General features: G+C 52.2%; 16 protein-coding genes and 1 pseudogene. 9 read left to right on the forward strand and 8 right to left on the reverse strand.

The window, feature by feature from the left end:
• Positions 1–63: 63 nt before the first annotated feature.
• The 6 genes from ACVCAM_RS08940 (at position 64) to mzaE (ending at position 10,880) form a co-directional block, all read left to right on the forward strand.
• Positions 64–1,245, forward strand: coding sequence for a restriction endonuclease (locus ACVCAM_RS08940; protein ID WP_407223493.1), 1,182 nt, complete (start codon positions 64–66; stop codon positions 1,243–1,245).
• A 434-nt stretch (positions 1,246–1,679) separates the two neighbouring features.
• A complete protein-coding gene (locus ACVCAM_RS08945) occupies positions 1,680–3,731 on the forward strand; it encodes a sigma-70 family RNA polymerase sigma factor (protein ID WP_407223492.1) in 2,052 nt (683 codons plus the stop codon).
• A complete protein-coding gene (gene mzaB, locus ACVCAM_RS08950) occupies positions 3,728–5,230 on the forward strand; it encodes an MZA anti-phage system associated ATPase MzaB (protein WP_032667403.1) in 1,503 nt (500 codons plus the stop codon). The genes ACVCAM_RS08945 and mzaB overlap by 4 nt, the downstream gene beginning before the upstream one ends.
• Positions 5,227–8,085 carry an MZA anti-phage system associated Z1 domain-containing protein MzaC gene (gene mzaC, locus ACVCAM_RS08955; RefSeq protein ID WP_025912266.1) on the forward strand — a complete coding sequence of 953 codons (2,859 nt, stop codon included), beginning with the start codon at positions 5,227–5,229 and terminating at the stop codon, positions 8,083–8,085. The genes mzaB and mzaC overlap by 4 nt, the downstream gene beginning before the upstream one ends.
• On the forward strand, positions 8,069–9,097 hold the full coding sequence (mzaD, locus tag ACVCAM_RS08960; protein WP_447093575.1) for an MZA anti-phage system associated PD-(D/E)XK motif protein MzaD: 1,029 nt from the start codon (positions 8,069–8,071) through the stop codon (positions 9,095–9,097). Before mzaC ends, mzaD begins: the two co-directional genes overlap by 17 nt.
• Positions 9,084–10,880 carry an MZA anti-phage system associated AIPR family protein MzaE gene (gene mzaE / locus ACVCAM_RS08965; protein WP_407223491.1) on the forward strand — a complete coding sequence of 599 codons (1,797 nt, stop codon included), beginning with the start codon at positions 9,084–9,086 and terminating at the stop codon, positions 10,878–10,880. The genes mzaD and mzaE overlap by 14 nt, the downstream gene beginning before the upstream one ends.
• A 296-nt stretch (positions 10,881–11,176) precedes the next feature.
• Here the strand turns inward: mzaE and ACVCAM_RS08970 are convergent.
• Positions 11,177–11,401: pseudogene (locus tag ACVCAM_RS08970) on the reverse strand (hypothetical protein); the annotation flags it as partial.
• A 151-nt stretch (positions 11,402–11,552) separates the two neighbouring features.
• On the opposite strand from ACVCAM_RS08970, the gene ACVCAM_RS08975 reads away from it, so the two are divergent.
• A complete protein-coding gene (locus ACVCAM_RS08975) occupies positions 11,553–12,230 on the forward strand; it encodes a DUF2076 domain-containing protein (RefSeq protein WP_407223490.1) in 678 nt (225 codons plus the stop codon).
• Between the two features lie 119 nt (positions 12,231–12,349).
• Here ACVCAM_RS08975 and ACVCAM_RS08980 read toward each other — a convergent pair whose 3' ends face one another.
• The 6 genes from ACVCAM_RS08980 to ACVCAM_RS09005 all read right to left on the reverse strand — a co-directional run bounded on the left by ACVCAM_RS08980 (position 12,350) and on the right by ACVCAM_RS09005 (position 17,516).
• Positions 12,350–12,508 (reverse strand): hypothetical protein, encoded by a 159-nt coding sequence (locus tag ACVCAM_RS08980; protein WP_021240466.1) that lies wholly within the window; start codon positions 12,506–12,508, stop codon positions 12,350–12,352.
• 1 nt (position 12,509) lies between these two features.
• Positions 12,510–13,226, reverse strand: a complete 717-nt coding sequence (locus tag ACVCAM_RS08985; RefSeq protein WP_025912270.1) for an ABC transporter ATP-binding protein — start codon at positions 13,224–13,226, stop codon at positions 12,510–12,512.
• Positions 13,223–14,098, reverse strand: coding sequence for an ATP-binding cassette domain-containing protein (locus ACVCAM_RS08990; RefSeq protein WP_407223489.1), 876 nt, complete (start codon positions 14,096–14,098; stop codon positions 13,223–13,225). Before ACVCAM_RS08990 ends, ACVCAM_RS08985 begins: the two co-directional genes overlap by 4 nt.
• Positions 14,095–15,369 carry a high-affinity branched-chain amino acid ABC transporter permease LivM gene (gene livM / locus ACVCAM_RS08995; RefSeq protein WP_025912272.1) on the reverse strand — a complete coding sequence of 425 codons (1,275 nt, stop codon included), beginning with the start codon at positions 15,367–15,369 and terminating at the stop codon, positions 14,095–14,097. Before livM ends, ACVCAM_RS08990 begins: the two co-directional genes overlap by 4 nt.
• Before the next feature lie 11 nt (positions 15,370–15,380).
• Entirely contained in the window at positions 15,381–16,295 is a 915-nt protein-coding gene (locus ACVCAM_RS09000; protein ID WP_008500397.1) for an ABC transporter permease subunit, read from the reverse strand.
• A gap of 99 nt (positions 16,296–16,394) precedes the next feature.
• Complete coding sequence (locus tag ACVCAM_RS09005) at positions 16,395–17,516, reverse strand: branched-chain amino acid ABC transporter substrate-binding protein (protein ID WP_008500398.1); 1,122 nt, start codon at positions 17,514–17,516, stop codon at positions 16,395–16,397.
• Positions 17,517–17,940: 424 nt separating this feature from the next.
• Here ACVCAM_RS09005 and ACVCAM_RS09010 point away from each other — a divergent pair, with 424 nt between their 5' ends.
• Entirely contained in the window at positions 17,941–18,609 is a 669-nt protein-coding gene (locus tag ACVCAM_RS09010) for a YecA/YgfB family protein (protein WP_023293977.1), read from the forward strand.
• A gap of 33 nt (positions 18,610–18,642) precedes the next feature.
• On the opposite strand, the gene tyrP is transcribed toward ACVCAM_RS09010, so the two are convergent.
• Positions 18,643–19,854, reverse strand: coding sequence for a tyrosine transporter TyrP (gene tyrP, locus ACVCAM_RS09015; RefSeq protein WP_025912273.1), 1,212 nt, complete (start codon positions 19,852–19,854; stop codon positions 18,643–18,645).
• A 229-nt stretch (positions 19,855–20,083) separates the two neighbouring features.
• Between tyrP and ACVCAM_RS09020 the strand changes: the two genes are divergently transcribed.
• Complete coding sequence (locus ACVCAM_RS09020; protein ID WP_039024171.1) at positions 20,084–20,425, forward strand: hypothetical protein; 342 nt, start codon at positions 20,084–20,086, stop codon at positions 20,423–20,425.
• Positions 20,426–20,435 lie beyond the last annotated feature (10 nt).

The following is a 20,435-nucleotide window of genomic DNA, read 5'->3' on the forward strand; positions in this document are numbered from 1 at the left end:
ATTATTAGGCTGGGAATTAAAGTATCGAATGAAAAGATATTGAAATAAAAGGAGAATATTCAAATGATTTATCAGTGTAATACGTGCAGTAGAACGACTTTTGAGGTTAATTGTCCCTGGTGTAGCGGAGTTTCACCTGTTAAAACAACTGCATGGGGTTCAGCATCATCGACCGCACAAGCAGTAGATATACAACGTATGACGCCATTGAATCCATCGTTTTATCCGGAGTTTCAGTATCGTTCAAAGGGTGTACTGAAAGATCTGTTTGGGAAGAAAAAAGAACAAACTCAGCTTAATCAATTGCTTGAAAATGTTCTCGAAAAATACTCCAGTTTAAAGGATCCATATTTTACTAACTTCATTTACACTTCCAGATTCTCACATAATAATAAATCGGAAGCAGATTTCTCAACAGATAATGGTACATACTCCGAATTACAACTTTTCCGTGAGGTGTTGGTCAGAAAAGGGTTCAATGAGCTTGAGGAATTACCTGAGCTATTAGATAAACTACTCCTTACCACGTCATTTAACGCTCTATATTATGGTTTCGCTAAGGAAGTTAAACGGCATGTTAAATCTACAGTTACTGAATCCTTGAGGTCATGGATTGAGGAAGCGGGTACCACTTTTCGGGCAGATCTTTCATTATTTTTATTCTATATATGGCGCAATAAGATAGAGTTCTCATCAGTAGAATTCAATGAAAAAGCGGAGGCCACGCCTGGTGTCCCTTTGGTTTTATTTGATGAAGTAAAAAAATACTTAGCTGTGTGCGAACGTATTTATTTTGATATTCTGGTTGATAGATTAGCTATACGCCTTGAGCATTTTAACCCTAATAAATTCGTCACCATGTATTTAGTTGATGCAATGGACGGTTTCCAGTTCGAAGATTTCCTTGTGGAAATATTCCAGACTATGGGTTATGACGTCAAAGAAACTAAGAGAACGCAAGATCAGGGTGCAGATCTTTTCGTCACTCGATTTGGTAAGGGTATGGTTATTCAGGCGAAAAATTATTCTGGTTCTGTAGGTAACTCGGCGGTGCAGCAGGTGATCTCTGCAAAAACGTTCTATGGTTGTGATGAGGCGATGGTTGTGACTAATTCCTACTTCACACGCTCTGCTAAAGAGTTAGCTGAGTCAGCCTTGGTACGTCTGATCGACAGGGATGAACTGCAAAAGTATCTGGATGATTACAATCAGAAGATAATCGAAGATTTCCAGTCAAACTCGTAACTTTGCAGTCATATAGATATAGCAAAGCACAGGTAGGCCTCCTTGAGAGGGAGACTTACCTGTGTTGTTCTGAGGTGAGTAAAGCACTTCTGCTCAGGTGGCCAAATTCACTAAACCACTTCATTCCTATGAGACATAATGGCCTCGTCATCCAGCCAGAAAGCCATTGAGCCAAGGTTGAGCAGGGCTTTTTGTCGGTGTGACAATTGGTGGTTCTGAACCTCTGGTTTACTACATGACTGCATGTGTTGTCAGCAAATGCTTTAACAGTTCCTTCAGCTCAGCCAAAGCTCGATTTTTTCATCAAAGCCCAATTGGCGATGAAGATCACCAAAAATGATATGTTGCTTATATATACAGTACCAAATTCGATTTTCTCCATATAAGATAGATTGCATTTCCGCGGGTGTGGTTTACAAGGAAAGGCTGTCAGCATGCATCGCTCTGTTTCTGAGTTTTATCGCATCCCCCCTCTACTTATTCGTGCGCTAAAAAGCGGAGTCGCCTCCGTGGTGGAGTTTCATCTCAGCAGGGGATTGCCGAAAGATTCACGAGATTCTCTGGGAAATAGCCCATTGATGATTGCGGCCCAGAATGGGCATTTCGCTATTTGCGAAATGTTGTTGTGCGCGGGTGTCGATGTTGAGCATCAAAACAACCTCGGGTTTCGCGCCAGTGACCTCGCGCAGGAGCAAACGCTGCGTGATCTGTTAGCTCGTTATCGGAAATCTCCTCCGTCTGCCGGGCAGCAACTAGCAGTGGGGTTAGATGATGAGGCAAACATTGAGGTTGTAATTGAAGCCGATGTTGAAACAGAACTACCCGAAACCGAAGACGCAATGGATTTTATGCAGTGGGATGCTGAAATCGAATCGGAACCCGCCGATGATAATCTGACATTACGACACGCTTCCGCTGAGGCTCAGCGATTGTTATCCCACTATCGCCCTATAGATAACGCGGCTGAGTGGATCGATATCGAACTCTCGCTTCCAGACCCGCCGACGCCAGTTTCTCTCTCTCCGCAAAATTATCCCCATTTCTCAACGTTGCTCACTAGCGCACTGGATGCCGGTCGTGTCTCTGTTCGTGACATCAGGTCTGCCGGGGAAGATGATTTCGGCATGCCGTGGCCTGAATTCCAGGTCAGCGTAGAGGCATTGATCAAGGACTTACCTTTGATTGTGGATAGCGATGATGCTTTCCCGGAAAGTGATGCCTGTTGGGAATTAGCGGCGAGTGATGATCTCGAGCCATGGTTTGACGCTTTCGGTGCATTGCGGCAGTCCGGCATATTTGAACGCTATCTTTTGGACATTCGCCAATGGGATGTCGTCGATAAAACAAAGGAAGAGCGACTCGGGCAGCGCATGGATACGGCGCTTATCAACTTGATGACGATCCTGGTGAGATTACCTGAAGCAGAATATCTACAGTTGCTGCATCCGAATTGCCTTCCCTCGACATCGCCTGAGGTTACTGAAGAGGAAGACGACGCGGAAGAAGCGGATGAGGATATCTCTTCCGCAGCCGATGACGATGACGCCATCACCTTTAACGATCTGCTCATTCTGCTGAGAAGTGGGAAAGCTGAAGAATACCAGGAGACTCACATCCCTCGCCCGGAGTACCGTGACCTGCAGCAGATAGTCGAGCGCGCCCAAACGCTCATCCCTGATGAATGCCACAAAGTCAGTCTGTATGTCAGTAGTTACAGAGACGCATGGGAGGGGTTAATCCACGCCAATTTACGTCTTGTGGTCGCGATTGCGAAAAAACACTGCGGGCGAGGATTAGATATCGAGGACCTGATACAGGAAGGTAATCTGGGCTTGATCAAGGCCGTTGAAAAATTCGACTATAGGCGTGGATTCAAATTCTCCACCTATGCCTCTTGGTGGATTCGCCAGAAGATTACCCGTGCGATTGCCGATCAGGCTCGGCTCATTCGTTTACCCGTTCACTTCTATGAGCAATTCAGGCGCTGGCGGAGCAGTAGGGATCAGTTGCTGCATCTCCAGGGGATAACGCCAACCCTCAGACGGTTGCAGGAAATGACCGACCTGCCAGAGCGTCAACTTCTTCAGATGGCTAAATATGAAGAACAGACGGTGCTGATTGGTGATTTTCATGACGACGCTCAGGACCGCGAAGCAGCATTGTCGGGAGACGCGCTGCTGACCAGATGGGATTTCACCAGTGCTCCCGTTCAGTCTCTGGAGATAAGAGAACATATTTCATCTGTTCTGAATACGCTGTTGCCACGCGAAACACAGATCATAAAAATGCGTTTTGGCATCGGTATGACGCAAGATTTCACGCTGGAAGAGGTGGGTAAACAGTTTGATGTCACGCGAGAAAGGATACGTCAGATAGAAGCCAAAGCGCTCCGTAAGCTCCGCTATCACAGCCGGGCGTCGAAATTAGGCGGCTTCGTCGAACAGTGGGAAACCGCGTTGAGCGAGATGCAGGAAGAAGAAGAATGACGGCCATGCGCCATGCGCCACCGAATGCAGCCATTATGATCGAAGCGCTGCGAGGGCTCGGTTACAACACCGCCACCGCACTGGCAGACATCATCGACAACAGCATTAGTGCCGGTGCCCGTAAGGTCGATCTGACCTTTCACTGGCGTGAGTCGGATAGCTATATCGTGGTTCGGGATAATGGTTGCGGCATGTCGGCCGCTGAACTGGATGTTGCGATGCGGCTGGGGGTCAAAAACCCGCTGACAAAGCGTTCAGGACACGATCTGGGCCGCTTCGGTCTGGGACTCAAAACCGCCTCCTTTTCGCAATGTCGCCGTCTGACGGTCGCCTCCAAAAAAGAGGGGATAACGACCATCCTGCGGTGGGATCTGGACATTCTCGCCGCCAGTACGGACGACGGTTGGTATTTGCTTGAAGGCGCTGACCCAGGAAGTCAGGAGGCGTTAGCAAATGCGGAACCTGACTCCCACGGTACGGTGGTGCTGTGGGACGTTTTAGACCGAATTGTCACCCCCGGCTACGGTGAGAAAGATTTCCTCAATCTAATGGATGGCGTTGAACAACATCTGGCGATGGTATTTCACCGATTCCTTGAGGGGAACGCTCCCCGACTCACTCTAACCCTCAATGGTCGCAAAATTAAAGCCTGGGATCCCTTTCTCAGCGGGCATCCTTCCAAGCCCTGGCATTCGCCTTCGGCAATGGCGCCAGGCGCTCCTGCCGTGAAGGTGGAGTGTCATGTTCTGCCGCATCAGGATCACCTGACGACGCAGGAGTATCAACAGGCTCAAGGACCGGCAGGCTGGACGGCCCAGCAAGGATTTTATGTATACCGGAATGAGCGATTGCTGGTGGCGGGCAACTGGCTTGGACTCGGAAGTCCCCGGGCCTGGACGAAAGATGAAACCCACCGCCTTGCGCGAATCCGTCTGGATATCCCTAATGATGCCGACATAGACTGGAAGATTGATATTCGTAAGTCGATGGCCCGCCCACCGGTATCGCTGCGGCCTTGGTTAACCCAACTGGCGCAATCAACGCGTGACCGTGCGGTACGGACATTTGCAAAACGCGGGAAAATGAATAAGCGCAAGCCCGGCGAGGAACTTGTTCAGCTCTGGCAAGCGCAGAAGACGCCATCCGGTGTTCGTTATCAGATTTCGTTACAACATCCTGTTATCAGCAATGTCCTTTCGCAGGCCGGTGAGTTATCTCCACAAATTCAGGCCATGCTAAGACTGATTGAGGAAACCGTTCCAGTTCAGCAAATCTGGCTTGATACGGCTGAGACAAAAGAGACGCCGCGGACAGGTTTTGAAACTGCACCGCCCGCAGAGGTGTTGTCCGTATTGCAGGTCATGTACCAGACTATGGTTGGACAGCAGGCGATGTCACCGGCGCTGGCGAAACAGCACCTGCAAAATATGGAACCCTTCGATAATTATCCCGAATTAATTGCACAACTCCCCGACGATCAACATGAGAAATCGCTATGAGTCTTAATCCCTTGGATGACACGCAACTGAGTGTATTGCAGATTGTGCAAACGTTCCTGCAAAGTCAGGATAAAAGCACGATCACGCCCGGTATTTTGCGCCAACATATTGATATGGTTTGTCAGATGAAACCTGAGTGGAGCCGCCTTGATAGTCGGGAGATCCTGGTCGAAGAGTTGATCCGCCGTTACAGCATCTGGATGGGAGAAGATTCTTCTCTGAGTAATGACGAAGGGCATCAACCCTGGCTGACCGCTGATGCGAAACGCGAGTGGCGCTACTGGCATCGATATCGCCAGTGGCTTGGCAAAACGATGCCTTGGGGAGTCCTGGATACCCTTGACCGTTCAACGGATCGTGTTCTGGGATTACTTGAGCAACCGGGGCGGGAAGGGCGTTGGGACCGACGTGGGCTGGTGGTCGGCCATGTTCAGTCGGGGAAGACCAGCCACTATACCGGTCTAATCTGTAAAGCCGCGGATGCGGGATATAAGATAATCATTGTGCTCGCTGGTTTGCATAACAACCTCCGCTCTCAGACCCAAATGCGTCTTGATGAAGGATTTCTTGGTTACGAGACGAGCCCACTCAGAGAAAAAGTGACCATTATTGGGGTGGGCGATATTGATAGCGATCCTGTCATTCGTCCCAATTACGTCACTAACCGATCTGAAAAGGGCGACTTCAGCGCCGGAGTGGCTAAGAATCTGGGGATCAGCCCCGAGCAACGGCCCTGGCTGTTCGTAGTAAAGAAAAATAAGTCTATTTTGAAGCGCCTGCATACTTGGATTGAGAACCATGTTGCCACCAGCGTTGACCCAATCACCGGAAAGCGTTTTGTTTCGGAATTACCGCTGCTGATGATTGATGATGAAGCGGATAACGCCTCAGTTGATACGGGGGAAATTGTCTACGATGACGATGGAAAACCGGATGCTGAACATCAGCCAACGGCAATAAATAGTCTGATTCGTAAGCTGTTGATGCAGTTTAGCCGTAAGGCGTATGTCGGATATACCGCTACGCCCTTTGCCAATATTTTTATTCACGAGAGCAATGAAACACGTGACGAAGGTCCGGATTTGTTCCCTTCCGCCTTTATCATTAATCTCGGCGCACCCTCTAACTACATCGGCCCTGCAAGGGTATTTGGGCGGGCCACCGCGGAAGGCCGGACCGGAGAGTTGCCTTTGATTAGGCGAGTGAGTGATCACTGTAGCGATGACGGAAAAAGGGGGTGGATGCCGGTTTCTCATAAGAGTTCGCACTATCCCACACTGGATACGCTAACTCATTTCCCGGACTCGTTAAAACACGCCATCGACAGTTTTTTATTAGCATGCTGTGTCAGAGAATTACGTGGTCAGGGAGAAAAACACAGTTCGATGCTGGTCCATGTGACTCGCTTCAATAAGGTGCAATCGGTTGTTTATGAAAATATTGATGCCTACATTCAGGACGCGAGGCAGCGACTGACGCGAAGGATTGGACACGAACCTTTTTTATATCAGCTTGAGTCACTCTGGCAGGCCGATTTTTTGCCGACGAATCAGGCGATCCGCGACGTTATGCCGCAGCAGGTTCCGGACGACGCCTTCGAATGGCAGGAGATCGTCGACAAGCTGTACACCGTGATAGAAAACGTGTCGGTACGAATGATAAACGGAACGGCGAAGGATGCGCTTGATTATTCGGACAGTGCGACAGGCTTAAAAGTCATTGCGATTGGCGGAGACAAACTGGCTCGAGGGCTAACGCTTGAGGGATTATGCACTAGTTATTTTTTACGCGCCTCCCGCATGTATGACACGTTAATGCAGATGGGGCGTTGGTTTGGTTATCGCCAGGGATATCTGGATGTATGCCGGCTTTATACCACCGATGAGCTGATTGAATGGTTTGAGCACATTGCGGATGCGTCAGAAGAGCTGCGGGAAGAGTTTGACAATATGGTCGCCAGCGGCGGCACCCCACGCGATTTCGGGCTAAAAGTGAAATCACACCCTGTGTTAATGGTGACCTCGCCCTTAAAAATGCGTAGCGCGCGTTCACTATGGCTCTCTTTCAGCGGCACGGTGGTCGAAACGATTTCGTTGTTTAAAGAACAGGAGTATCACAAGCGTAACTACGTGGCTTTCCAGCGTCTGACCGGGCGCGTCGGTGCTGGCGCGCCGATACCTGAGAGACGACGCGGAGATAAGATTGAAAAATGGAATGGGGTCATTTGGCAAAATATCTCCCCTGAGCCGATCATCGATTTCTTAACGGAATATGAGACCCATGCTCAGGCCAGAAAAGCTAACAGCAAACTACTGGCGGATTTTGTTATGCGGATGAATCGTGTTGATGAACTCACCCAATGGACGGTGGCGGTGATAGGAGGTGGCATCGATCGTCATCACGATGTTTGCGGCTTTTCCGTACCGCTTATGATGCGTAAAGCGTCTGAAGGGATCACTGACCGTTATTCCATTGGCCGTTTACTTTCCCCACGCGATGAAGGGATTGACTGTGATGAATCAACTTGGCTTGCTGCGCTGGAAGAAACGCAGCGTATTTTTCATGCCGATCCCGGACGCAATGAAGGGCGAGAGGAGCCCGTCGTTCCAGGTGGCGTGGTACTGCGTCGGATTAAAGGATTTGGCATTAACGACATTCCAGCACAGCGTCAAAAAGGTTTATTGCTCATTTACTTACTGGACCCGCAGCAGGCATTGTCGGCAGCGGAATATCATGACGATGCCTTACCTGTGGTGGCTTTTGGCATCAGTTTTCCAGGAAGCCGCAGTGGAGTAACGGTGGAGTACAAAGTGAACAACGTACTATGGGAGCAAGAGTATGGTGCGGCTGAGTAAAGACGATCTGCTGGCGGCCTGGAAAGCCTTAGATCGATCTCAGATAGACGAACTGCCTGGCGCTCAGGGCTGGCGTGGGATTCGGCTTTTTACGCACCAGGGCTGTAGCTTTCATGCCGGGCGTCGTCAGCCTGATAATGAAGAAATGCTGATTGCCGTGTTTCCTCATCCTCTTTCGCCTGGGTCGGCGGCGCTGCCATCTTGTAAAGGATTCCGCGTTGAGATGGCCGGAACAGAGGAGGGGTGGCAGAACGGTTTGATGCTCCGTCGCCAGCAAACAGGGAATGTGGATGTCTTTACGACGATGATTCTGGATATTCTCCATTCGCTCCTGAACGTTTCGAGACCGCGCCTGTTTGAAACTCTGCTTCGTCGGATTCGTTTATGGCAGGCGTTTATGGAGCGCGATACCCGTCCACTTAGTCAAGAAGAAGAAGTTGGGTTAATCGGGGAATTGACGTGTCTGGAGCGGTTGATCGAGAGCGGTCTTGCTTCGTCAACGGCAGTCGAAGCATGGATAGGACCGCAGCATGGGCTACAGGATTTTGCACTTGATGAACGCGCCATTGAGATAAAAAGCACCACTGCAGCGCAGGGCTTTTGCGTAACTATCCACTCTCTTGAACAACTAGACTGGCTGCGGGCAGGATCGCTTGTATTGTGTGGTTTGCGCTTCAGCGAGCATCCCACCGGTGCAACCCTGAATGACATCATTAGCCGTCTTCGTCAACGGCTTGAGGGGAACGCTACGGCGGCTTGTCTTTTTGAGGGATCGCTTTGTCACGTCGGATATTTCACTGAACATGCTGAATTCTATACACGTCATTTCTTGCTGACAGAGGCGTTCGCACTCCCCATTGAAGCGGATTTCCCCTCTTTGACGCATGCAAATGTCCCGTTGCCGGTGGTGAGTGCGTGCTATCAACTCGAACTCCAGACACTTATTCCTCAGGCCCAAGATTTTAACCAGTGCTTGTCACACTTTGCAGGATTACCGCATGGAACTTATTGATTTTTTACGTCAAACCCAGAATGAGATTCGCAAGGAATATCAGGACCAAATGGCTCAGCCAGGGGTTGAGTCGCCTTTTCCGGAGCTGATTTTTACCGATATTGTTATGCGTCATATGGCCGATATCGGTATGACATTCGATGATGCCGAGACGTGTCACTTTATGGCGAAAGTCAGTGGACACAATGTGCGTCTCAGCGGTTATGCCTTCTCAGAAGATGGTGATCAACTTGACCTTTTTGTCAGCATTTATCACGGTAGCGACGAGCTTTGCCACGTCCCGGATGCAGAGACAAAAGCGATTGCCGGTCACTGCATTCAATTTTTGCAGAAGTGCGTTGACGGTAAATTATCATCCACGCTCGATCAGTCCAATGATGCCTGGCAACTGGTGACGACCATCGAACAGTCCTATACGGAACTGGAGCAAATCAGAATTTATGTTCTGACCGATGGTCAGGTGAAAACCCGCTGGTATCAGTCCCGTGACGTTGCCGGTAAAACCATTAAATTAGAGGTTATGGACATTGTCCGCCTGTTTAACCACTGGCAGGAAGGTAAGCCACGCGACGAACTGCAGATTAATTTTGATGAGGTGGCGGGGGGCGCACTTCCCTGTGTCTGGATCCCGGATGAAATGGGTGAATATGATTATGCGCTGACGGTGGTTCCGGGCGAGACGCTGCGATTTATCTATGAAAAATATGGCAACCGGATTCTGGAAGCGAACGTTCGCTCATTTCTGAGCCAGACGGGGAAAGTCAACAAAGGGATTCGTGACACTTTACGTGAGCAGCCTGAGCGTTTTATGGCTTATAACAACGGCATTGTGATTGTTGCCGATCAGGTCAGGCTTGGTGAAGCACCGGGAGGTGGCCCTGGTATTGCGTGGATGCAGGGGATGCAGATCGTCAACGGTGGGCAGACGACGGCTTCCATGTTTTTCACCAAAAAGAAATTTCCGGCAACCAATCTGCGTAACGTGCGTGTACCCGCAAAAGTCATTGTGCTGAAACAGACGAATAATGCACAAGAAGAGATGTTAATTGCGGATATTTCGCGCTTCTCGAATAGCCAGAATAAAGTCAATATTTCCGATCTGTCAGCCAATCGACCGGTACATGTACAGCTGGAAAAAATGGCAAACACGGTGTATTGCCCGGACGGATACAGTCGTTGGTTTTACGAGCGAGCAAACGGCAGTTATAAGGTTATGCTGGAACGAGAAGGTAAAACACCAGCGGGAATTAAACGGTTAAAAGACGCCATTCCTCCATCTCGTCGGATAACGAAAACGGATTTCGCAAAATATCACTGTGCCTGGCTCCAGCGTCCGGATTTAGTCAGCCTCGGCGGACAGAAAAACTTTGCCGCATTAATGACGATGATTGACAAGGATACTGAGCGTTATGGGGATGAACTGAATATTGAAACTTTTAAAAATTATATCGCTCAGGCCATTATTTATAAGAAAGCCTATAAGTTGATTAATTCACTTTTCCCCGCATTTAAGGCGAATATCGCCGCCTATACTGTTGCCGCCTATTCATATCTTTATGGTAACGAAACGGACCTGAGAGAGATTTGGAATCAACAGGGCATTGAGGAAACGATGGGCAACCGGCTTGTCAGCTTAGCACATCGGGTGAATAGTCTTCTGATTGAATCCGCGAATGGAAGGATGATATCGGAGTGGGCGAAGAAGCCTGAATGCTGGGAGTATGTGCGCAGTAAAATCTATTTCTCCGCACATGGAAAAATGGAAGATCATATGAGTAGTTAAATTGTCCACTGAGTTCATGATCGAAGCCCCGCGTATGTGTTATGGATTGCTCGCAGCGGGGCTTTGTTGAATAAACCGAACTTTTTCTTAGTGGAAGACTTAGATTACACATCACCTTGCAACGCTGGTAGCCCCATGGCGCTTCACATCATCATTCTTTAAAAGATTCTCAGGCAGGAAACTGTTCTCCTGTGCTTTTTCTGTGCTCAACGTTATCCAAGTCTATCTATTTACTGCCAATTACAAAAAATAAATAAACAATTGCAGCAAAGTTTCGCAATGCATCGCTATATAACTCATTGATTATAAATAGAATTTAAAATCCCTCGGCGTTCGCGCTGTGTGGGTTCAAGTCCCACTCCGGCTACCATGGGAAACAAAGAATAATCAAAGCAATAAGCAGTGTCGTGAAACCACCGAAAGGTGGTTTTTTTGTGCCTCCAGTTTAGCGCGAAGTGAGCGTATCTCATCGTCATCACGATTGTGCTGTGCCCGGATATTTGCTGCCATACCAGAACGTTAAGCCTAACTCTCTAATATCAAGCCCGGAAAGCAGGGCGATTGTCAGCTAACCTGCAACCAATCTTAAACAAACATTTCACTCGCCAGACACAGGTTGCCGCCGCTGATAAACTGGTTGGTATCCACCCTGGAGAGCGGAAGGTTATTGTCATGCAATATGAAGAACAGCAGCTTATCAACGGACTTTTCGAGCGTCTTAAACAGGCCGGACAACAAAACAGCCAACGGGATGCAGATGCGGAGCGTCAGATCGCTGAATTTGTCAGACAGCAGCCTGCGGCCCCCTACTATATGGCGCAGTCGATTTTGATTCAGGAAGCGGCGCTGAAACGTCTGCAGGCCCGGGTTCAGGAGCTTGAAAGCGAATTAGCCGCGCAAAAAAGCAAACCCTCGACGGGCGGCAGTTTCCTCGGCGGCCTGTTTGGTGGCGGGAAAAGTAACCCGCAGCCTGACAACAGCTGGAATGCCCAGCCGCAACAGCCACCGGCCCAGGATTACTCTCGGGCGCCAGCGCCAGCTACTCGCGGCGGCGGTTTTATGGCTGGCGCGCTCCAGACAGCCGCTGGCGTGGCCGGTGGCATCGCGCTTGCTGAGATGCTTACCAGCATGTTCCATCAGTCGCGACCGGAAGAGATCGTGAACATCATCGAAGAGCCGACAATGCCGGTCGGTGGTGAACCGTTTGTCGGTAATCAATACGGCGATGTTAATAACGTCTCTGACACCCGTTTCCTCAACCAGAACGATCCGTTCGGCAATACTAACGACGCCTGGCAGAACGACAATGTAGATGACGACTACAGCAATGACGACGACAGTTTTATTTAACGACGCTATCGTGAAACCACAGAAATGAAGTGAACCCCGAAAGTTGGGTATCCAACGATTAGGGGTTTTGCGTTTCCGGGTCAAAAAAGCCTTCGAGGCTAAGCCTGAAGGCTCATAAATCACATTCTTTTTACTGCTTTTCTTACTAACAAACCTGTAAGAATTGCCGGAAGCAATCCAAACAAAGAGGCGATATCGACTAACGTATCCTCCAGTTCTTCTATCCCGTATGTCCCGAAATGGTCCATCACGGCATAAGCCCATTCGGCAGGTGTCACATCACACCCCGCCCAAATACGCCTTTCTCACTTCCTGATTCCCCATCAATTCCTCACCGCTGCCGCTCAGCCGGATCTGTCCGTTCACCATCACATACCCACGGTCAGAGAGCTTCAACGCATGGTGCGCATTCTGCTCCACCAGAAAAATGGTCATGCCGCTTCGGGCCAGCTCGCGCAGCGTCTGGAAGATCTGCTTCACCACAATCGGGGCTAAGCCCAGGCTGGGCTCATCCAGCAGCAGCAGCTTCGGACGGCTCATCAGCGCCCGGGCGATCGCCAGCATCTGCTGTTCTCCACCGGACATGGTCATCGCGCGCTGTTTACGTCGCTCTTTAAGGCGAGGGAAAAGGTCGAACATGGTTTGCATATCTTCAGCCGCAAACTGATTGCCGATGGGAATGGTCCCCATCAGCAGGTTCTCTTCAACGGTCATATCCGGGAAGATACGTCTGCCTTCCGGTGCCTGCGCAATGCCGCCGGACGCAACGTAGTGGGTGGATTGATGGCTGATGTCTTCACCACAGAACAGGATCTGCCCGCTGCGTATACGGGGCTGGCCGAAGATGGACATCAGCAATGTCGATTTACCCGCGCCGTTTGCGCCAATCAGCGCCACGGTTTCCCCCTTATTCACCTCAAGAGAGACCTGCTTCAGCGCCTGAATGACGCCGTAAAACACATCCACCTCGCGAAAAGCCAGCAGCGGTTCGCTCATAGGGAGACCTCGCTTTCATCCGTGCCCAGGTAGGCGGCAATGACCTTTTCATCATGCTGGATCTGCTCGGGTTTCCCCCTGGCAATAACATTGCCGTGGTCGAGCACGATAATGTCGTCCGAAATGTCCATCACCATCCCCATATCATGCTCAATCAGCAATACCGTGATGTCGTGATGATCCCGCAGAAAGCGAATAATGCCGCTCAGCTTGTGCGTTTCAACCGGGTTAAGCCCGGCGGCGGGTTCATCCAGACAGATCATTTCCGGCCCGGTACACATTGCCCGCGCGATTTCCAGTCGCCGCTGCTGGCCGTATGACATCTCTCCCGCCAGGCGATTGGCGCACTCCACCAGATCCACCACTTCCAGCCAGTAGAAGGCTCTGTCCAGGGCGTCGCTTTCCGCCCGCCGGTATGCCGTCGTATTTAAGATCCCGGCGAGCAGATTACGGTTAACGCGCATATGCTGCGCGACCAGCAGGTTTTCCACGACCGACATCTCGCGAAAAAGGCGGATATTTTGAAACGTGCGCGCCAGCCCGGCACGGTTGACCAGGTGGGTTCCGCCGAACATTTTGTAGAAAAGACGCTGCCCGAACTGCGCGGGGTTAATCCAGTCGCCGGGCTGGAATTTTTGCCCGAGGACCTGAATAACATTGGTCGTTTTATGGCGGGTATTAAACAAAATGTTGCCGCCGGAGGCTCTGTAGAAGCCCGTCAGGCAGTTAAACACGGTTGTTTTTCCCGCCCCGTTGGGGCCAATCAGGGCGGTAATGGAGCCGCGCTGCACGTCCAGGTTGACGTCGTTTAGCGCCTTAATCCCGCCAAAATGCATCATCAGATGCTCAACGCGTAATATCGTTTCGTTCATGGTGCGACGCCCTTACGCACGGCAAACCCGCTGCGGTTAATGCGGATCAAACCGCGTGGACGCCAGATCATCATCACCACCATCAGCATGCCAAACAGCAGGACGCGGTACTCGGCAAAACTGCGCAGCAGCTCCGGCGTTACCGTGAGCACAAAGGCGGCCAGCACTACGCCCAGCGTCGAGCCCATCCCGCCCAGCACCACAATGGCGAGGATCAGCGCCGATTCAAAGAAGGTAAAGGAGGTTGGATTCACGAACCCCTGATAGGTGGCGAAGAACACCCCGGCAATGCCTGCGGTGGACGCGCCCAGCGTAAAGGCGGAAAGCTTAACCAGAACATGATTCAACCCCATTGAGCGGCAGGCAATTTCGTCTTCGCGCAGGGCTTCCCACGCCCGACCAATCGGCATGCGCGTCAGGCGGTGCTTGATGTAAAGCACCAGCATCACCACCAGAAACAGCACCGCGTAGATAAAGATAAACTTCATGTTCGGGTTGTAGGTCAGGTGGAAAAATTCGTGGAAGGGCACGCCGCCTTCTTTCGCGCGTCGCCCAAATTCCAGACCGAAAAAGGTGGGGGGAGGGGCCGACACGCCGTTGGGGCCGCCGGTGAAGGTCAGCCAGTTGTTCAGTATCAGGCGAATAATCTCCCCGAAGCCGAGGGTGACGATGGCCAGATAGTCACCGTGCATGCGCAGTACCGGGAAGCCGAGCAGGGCGCCTGCGGCGGCGGCCATGATTGCCGCCAGCGGCAGCATGCTCCAGAAGCCCAGGCCGAGATACTGGTATCCCAGCGCCAGGCCGTACGCCCCAATCGCGTAGAACGCGACATATCCCAGATCCAGCAGGCCGGCCAGGCCCACGACGATGTTCAGCCCCAGACCGAGAAGCACGTAGATCAGCCCGAGGATGGCGACGGTCAGAACATACTTGGTGGCGACAAACGGAAAGCAAATCGCAAGGGTAATCACCAGAGGAATAATCCAGCGCATGCGGCTTTTATATTCCGGGGGGCGGACATATACGCCCGCGCTGTCGGCCTCGAAGCGCGCCTGGAAACGAGCACCTGCAGCGGTACCTAAAAAAGCGCTCAGCAGAAAACGCCCCGCCATGACAATGCCCACCATCCAGGCCAGGCGCTGCCCGGCGAAGGTAAAGCTATATCCGTCCAGCACCACACCTGCAATGGGGCCGAAGATAATCAGCGCAATCAGCCCGGAAAAAATTGCGTCCAGAATGCAGCGTTTAAGTGAAAAACCGTGTGACGTCATCATTGTCTCCCTCACACTTTGGCCACAATCGGGCGCCCGAGCAGCCCCTGAGGGCGGAAAATCAGGATCATCACCAGCAGGCCAAACGAGAAGACATCTTTATAGTCCGAGTTCACCATGCCCGAGAACTGCGCTTCCGCCACGCCCAGGATAAGGCCACCGAGCATGGCGCCGGGGAGGGAACCGATGCCGCCCAGTACCGCCGCCGTGAAGGCTTTAATGCCGATCACGAACCCGACGTAGAAATCAAAGGTGCCGTAATTCATGGTGATCAGCACCCCCGCCAGGCCCGCCATCGCCGCGCCGATGACGAAGACCAGCGAAATAATCCGGTCGGTGTTAATCCCCAGAATGGAGGCCATTTTGCGATCCTGCTGCACCGCACGGCACATCCGCCCCAGCCGGGTACGGTTGATTATCCAGGTGAGCACCAGCATGCCGGCAAACGAGGCCACCAGAATAAACACTTTGGTGTAGGTTATCTGCACGAACCCTTCGCCCAGATGCAGGCGAATCACGCCGTCCAGCATGGTTGGTACCCCTTGCTGGCGCGGGCCCTGGCTCAGCTGCGCGTAGTTTTGCAGGATAAGCGATATCCCGATGGCGGAGATCAGCGGTGCCAGGCGCGTGGAGTTGCGCAGCGGCTTATAGGCGATACGCTCGATGGTCCAGCCGTACACCCCGGTGACCACAATGGTGAACACCAGCGTGCCGAGGATCAGCAGCGGGAAGGACTGCAGGCCGAAGAATGAGAGCAGCGCCAGGCCAATGGCGCAGAGATAGGCGGAAATCATATACACTTCGCCGTGGGCGAAATTAATCATGCCGATAATGCCGTACACCATGGTGTAGCCGATGGCGATCAGGCCGTAGACGGAACCCAGCGTTAAGCCATTGATTAACTGTTGCAGGAAGAATGTACTCATTTTAGCGCGCTCGTTTTATAGGCTGCGCGAGCCGCGCAGCCTGATGTTTATTACGCGCCGACGGGCGAGCCCATCGACGTTGAGCGTGACTCCGTCCCGTTACTCCACTTCCTTATATTTTCCTTTGTCGTCCCACTGGTAAACCACGTAGTCAGAGACTTTCAGATCGCCTTTGCTGTCCCAGGCTTTTTTGCCCATCACCGTGTCGACGGAATTGGCCTTCAGCCACTCGCTGGCTTTGGCAGAGTCCTTGCCGCCAGTGGCCTTGAAGGCCGCGGCAATCGCCTGTACCGAGGCGTAGGAGTAGAGGGTGTAACCTTCCGGCTCGAATTTACCGGCGCGGAATTTCTCGATTACCGCTTTGCCGTCCGGGATCAGGCGCGGATCTTTACCGAAGGTCATGTAAATGCCATTGGTATATTGCGGGCCGCCCGCCGCGGTCACCATCTCTTCGTTGACGATACAGTCCCCGGAGAAGAATTTCGCCTGCACGCCCTGCTCACGCATCTGGCGAACCAGCGGGCCGGCTTCCGGATGACAGCCACCGAAGAACACGACGTCCGGTTTTTGCGCGCCGATCTTAGTGACCAGCGCGTTAAAGTCTTTTTCACCGCGGGATAACCCCTCGTACATCACATCCTGAACCCCGCGTTTCGCCAGCGCCGCTTTGGTGGCGTCAGCCAGGCCCTGACCATAGGTGTCTTTATCGTGAATAATCACCACCCGTTTGGCTTTCAGCTTGTCGATGATGAAGTCGCTGGCCACCTGGCCCTGCTGGTCATCGCGGCCGCACATGCGGAACATGTCGCTCATGCCGCGTTCGGTAATCAGCGGGTTGGTTGAACCGGGGGTAATAGCGATGATCCCCGCATCGCTGTAAACCTCGGAGGCGGGCATGGTGGAAGAGGAGCAGAAATGACCGACCACGGCGTTGACTTTATCCTGGTCGACTAAGCGGTTGGCCACCGCCACCGCCTGCTTAGGCTCGCAGGCGTCATCCCCCTGAACCAGTTTGATCTTTTCGCCGTTAATGCCGCCGGCGGCGTTAATGTCTTCAGCGGCCTGCGTTGCGCCGTGCCAGTACTGATCGCCATAGGTGGCATTAGGACCCGTGAACGGCCCGGCCACGCCAATCACGATATCTGCCCTGGCGGAAAACGCCGTCACCAGGCAACCGGCCAACACGAGAGAAAGCGGAGTTCTGATAAATTTCAGCGACATTATTATGTTCCTTAGCAAAGAGGTTTTTGCACCACGGCGTAAACCCGAACGCCCGACGGCGCAGCCAATCCGAAACACGAGCAAGAACAAAATGCACTAAACGAACAAGATACAGACGGCATCCTGCATATACGGCGAGGTTTCCCTGCGCAGCGTCGCGCGAAGAACATTAAGCAAAAACGTTGCCAGAATGGTTAACCCATTGAGGGGCCTGTGACATGTTTGAGTATAGAGCGCCGCGTTATGCCGCCTTGCGGGAGGAGAAGAAATTACAGCGGAGATCACATATCGTTAACAATAAAGCCCATAAGTTGTGCAAAGGTCACGATTTGCACGTTTTTGCAGCAATAAAGACCTAAACTTCAGCCCGGAGAGGCGTGAGATATGTGTTAGGATCGTTTCCTTTTTATCAGGAGTGTCAGCGATGACTGAAGGCCCATTAAATGAAAGCGAAATGGCGTGGCTTGAAGAGACGTTAATGTCTTACGGTCATGACGATGCGTCCGTGCTTGACGTGTCTGAACTGGACGGCATGTTTACCGCAGTGCTTTCCGGTCCTGTTGTCGTTGAGCCAGATACCTGGCTGGTGGCGGTGTGGGGTGGCGAGAAATACATTCCGCGCTGGAAAAACGATCGCGAGATGAACCGTTTTATCGATCTTTGCTTTAAGCATATGAACGATATTGCCGAGCGCCTGAGCGAATATCCGGACCAGTTTGAACCGATGTTTGGCTATAACGACATTGACGGTGAGAGCTATACCGTGGTGGAAGAGTGGTGCTACGGCTATATGCGCGGCGTGGCGCTGACGGACTGGTCAGCCTTGCCGGACGAGCTGAAGGCCGATCTGGATGTGATTGCGCTGCACGGTAGCGAAGAGATCGGCGACCAGCTGGATGAATTGACCGAAGAAGAATATACCGCCAGCATTGAACGTATTCAGCCTGCGGCGCTGCGCTTGTATAACTACTGGGTGAACAATCCGCAGCAGCCGGAGGTGAAGAAGCCGATGGTGAACGGCACGAAGGTTGGGCGTAACGATCCGTGTCCTTGCGGCAGCGGGAAGAAGTTCAAGAGCTGCTGTTTGCACTGATAAAAAAGGGGCTGATGACAGCCCCTTTTTTTATTAACCCACTTCCGGCAGCATCCCGGCTGCAATCAACACTTGCACCAGAATAATCACTACCCCACAGCCAAACACAATGCACAGCAGCGGTTTTCCGCCCGCCACGCGATACCCTTGCTGAGGATGCTGCTGACGGCTCTTCCACGCCAGCAGGGAAGGGAGGAGCAGGGCAAGGACCGAGAGCGCCACCCCCGCATACCCCAGCGCCATCACAAACCCGCGTGGATAAAACAGCGCAAAGGCCAGCGGCGGCAGGAAGGTGATGGCCCCGGTCTGTAATCGTCCTGCGGCGGTATTGCGGCGCTGGAACAGGTCGGCCAGATAGTCAAACAGGCCAAGCGCCACGCCCAGAAACGAGGTAGCCAGCGCCAGGTCGGCAAAGAGGTGTACCGCCAGCTCCACGTGTGGGGAGGTGACGACCTCGCGCAGCGCCAGCAGAAAACCGTTCAGGCCTGCGTGTTGCGCCATCAGCCCAATAAAGGTTGAAGAGTCAATGCTGCCCAGCGTCACCAGCTGCCAGAAAATATAGGCAATCAGCGGGATCGCGCTGCCGATAACAAAGACGCGGCGCAGTTTTCGGATATCGCCGTTCATATAGCTGACGATGCTCGGCACGCTGCCGTGGAAGCCAAACGAGGTGAAAATGACCGGGATCGCGGAGAGCGCCAGCCCTTTTTCCAGCGGCAGCGTCAGCAGATTGACCTGATGAACATGCGGTGCCAGCAGGACCAGCATGACAATCAGGAACAGAATTTTGGCGCTGAACAGGAAACGGTTAAACAGATCCACCAGCGATGTTCCCACACAGACCACGCCGCCGCCGATGAGCGCAAAGAAGATGGCGCCCGTCGCCGGGGTAATGTCAGAGCCAAACCAGTCGTTAACGCTTGAGGCGATCAGCTCCCCGGCCCCGCTGATGTAGGCGGCGGTCAGGGCGTACATCAGGAACATCATGCTGAAGCCGGTTATCCACTGGCCGTAGCGTCCCAGGTAGCGCGCCGCGAGGGAACCCAGACCGGTATCGGCGGGCACATGCTGGTAAACCTCAAGCAACAGCAGGGCGGTGTAGCACATCAGCGCCCAGAGCGTCCCCAGCAGCAGCAGGGTCATGCCAAATCCCACGCCCGCGGCTGCCAGAGGCATTGCCAGCATTCCTGCGCCAATCGTCGTTCCGGCGACGATAAAAATACTTCCCAGAGTTCTGTTTTTCACGCTTTCCTCTACAACGCTTCTTAACCGCGACAAAATCTGCGGCGCAGAGTAAGGGAAAAGCCGTAACTCGTCAAATCACCGTTACAAGCAGTGTAATGAATGCTTTACACATTATTGTTCCTCTGACCCTTTATAGGCTTCCGCCTACTACATGAGGGCAATGTTGCTGAGCAACATTTCGGCGTAACGTAAACAATAAATATAAATTATCAAATAAAGTGAGGGTTTTATGGCGGAGGAGAATCCTTTTACCGCGGCATGGAGCCGTGGAGGCAACCTGTTGTGCCATGGCCACTGGATAATCCACTGGCAGAACCAGCTCCTGATACTCCCGGAGTCCCGTCGCGAAAAAGATATGGGCACCTGGGGAATCTATTCGGTTATTGATCCTGAGGATGAGACCTTTGCACAAGGCTTACAGGAAGATGAGTGGATCATAGCGAATGTCGACTGGTTGACGGATATGTTCTACGAGAGGGGTATTCCGCTGGAGACGGCCAGCTACCGCTATTTTTACCAGGCCGTGAATCCTCACGACTGGCGCTGTACCAGCTGCGCTGGGTGTATGTAAATTAACGCGG

This window comes from Enterobacter sp. CFEC122, assembly GCF_052983755.1.

Bases quoted from the DNA above. Each gene is read 5' to 3' on its own strand.
- ACVCAM_RS09000 (WP_008500397.1), bottom strand. From the start codon at position 16,295: ATGAGTACATTCTTCCTGCAACAGTTAATCAATGGCTTAACGCTGGGT.
- ACVCAM_RS08985 (WP_025912270.1), bottom strand. From the start codon at position 13,226: ATGAGCGAACCGCTGCTGGCTTTTCGCGAGGTGGATGTGTTTTACGGC.
- mzaE (WP_407223491.1), top strand. From the start codon at position 9,084: ATGGAACTTATTGATTTTTTACGTCAAACCCAGAATGAGATTCGCAAG.
- ACVCAM_RS08975 (WP_407223490.1), top strand. From the start codon at position 11,553: ATGCAATATGAAGAACAGCAGCTTATCAACGGACTTTTCGAGCGTCTT.
- ACVCAM_RS09020 (WP_039024171.1), top strand. From the start codon at position 20,084: ATGGCGGAGGAGAATCCTTTTACCGCGGCATGGAGCCGTGGAGGCAAC.
- ACVCAM_RS09005 (WP_008500398.1), bottom strand. From the start codon at position 17,516: ATGTCGCTGAAATTTATCAGAACTCCGCTTTCTCTCGTGTTGGCCGGT.
- ACVCAM_RS09010 (WP_023293977.1), top strand. From the start codon at position 17,941: ATGACTGAAGGCCCATTAAATGAAAGCGAAATGGCGTGGCTTGAAGAG.
- mzaB (WP_032667403.1), top strand. From the start codon at position 3,728: ATGACGGCCATGCGCCATGCGCCACCGAATGCAGCCATTATGATCGAA.
- mzaC (WP_025912266.1), top strand. From the start codon at position 5,227: ATGAGTCTTAATCCCTTGGATGACACGCAACTGAGTGTATTGCAGATT.
- ACVCAM_RS08945 (WP_407223492.1), top strand. From the start codon at position 1,680: ATGCATCGCTCTGTTTCTGAGTTTTATCGCATCCCCCCTCTACTTATT.
- ACVCAM_RS08990 (WP_407223489.1), bottom strand. From the start codon at position 14,098: ATGAACGAAACGATATTACGCGTTGAGCATCTGATGATGCATTTTGGC.
- livM (WP_025912272.1), bottom strand. From the start codon at position 15,369: ATGACGTCACACGGTTTTTCACTTAAACGCTGCATTCTGGACGCAATT.
- mzaD (WP_447093575.1), top strand. From the start codon at position 8,069: ATGGTGCGGCTGAGTAAAGACGATCTGCTGGCGGCCTGGAAAGCCTTA.
- ACVCAM_RS08940 (WP_407223493.1), top strand. From the start codon at position 64: ATGATTTATCAGTGTAATACGTGCAGTAGAACGACTTTTGAGGTTAAT.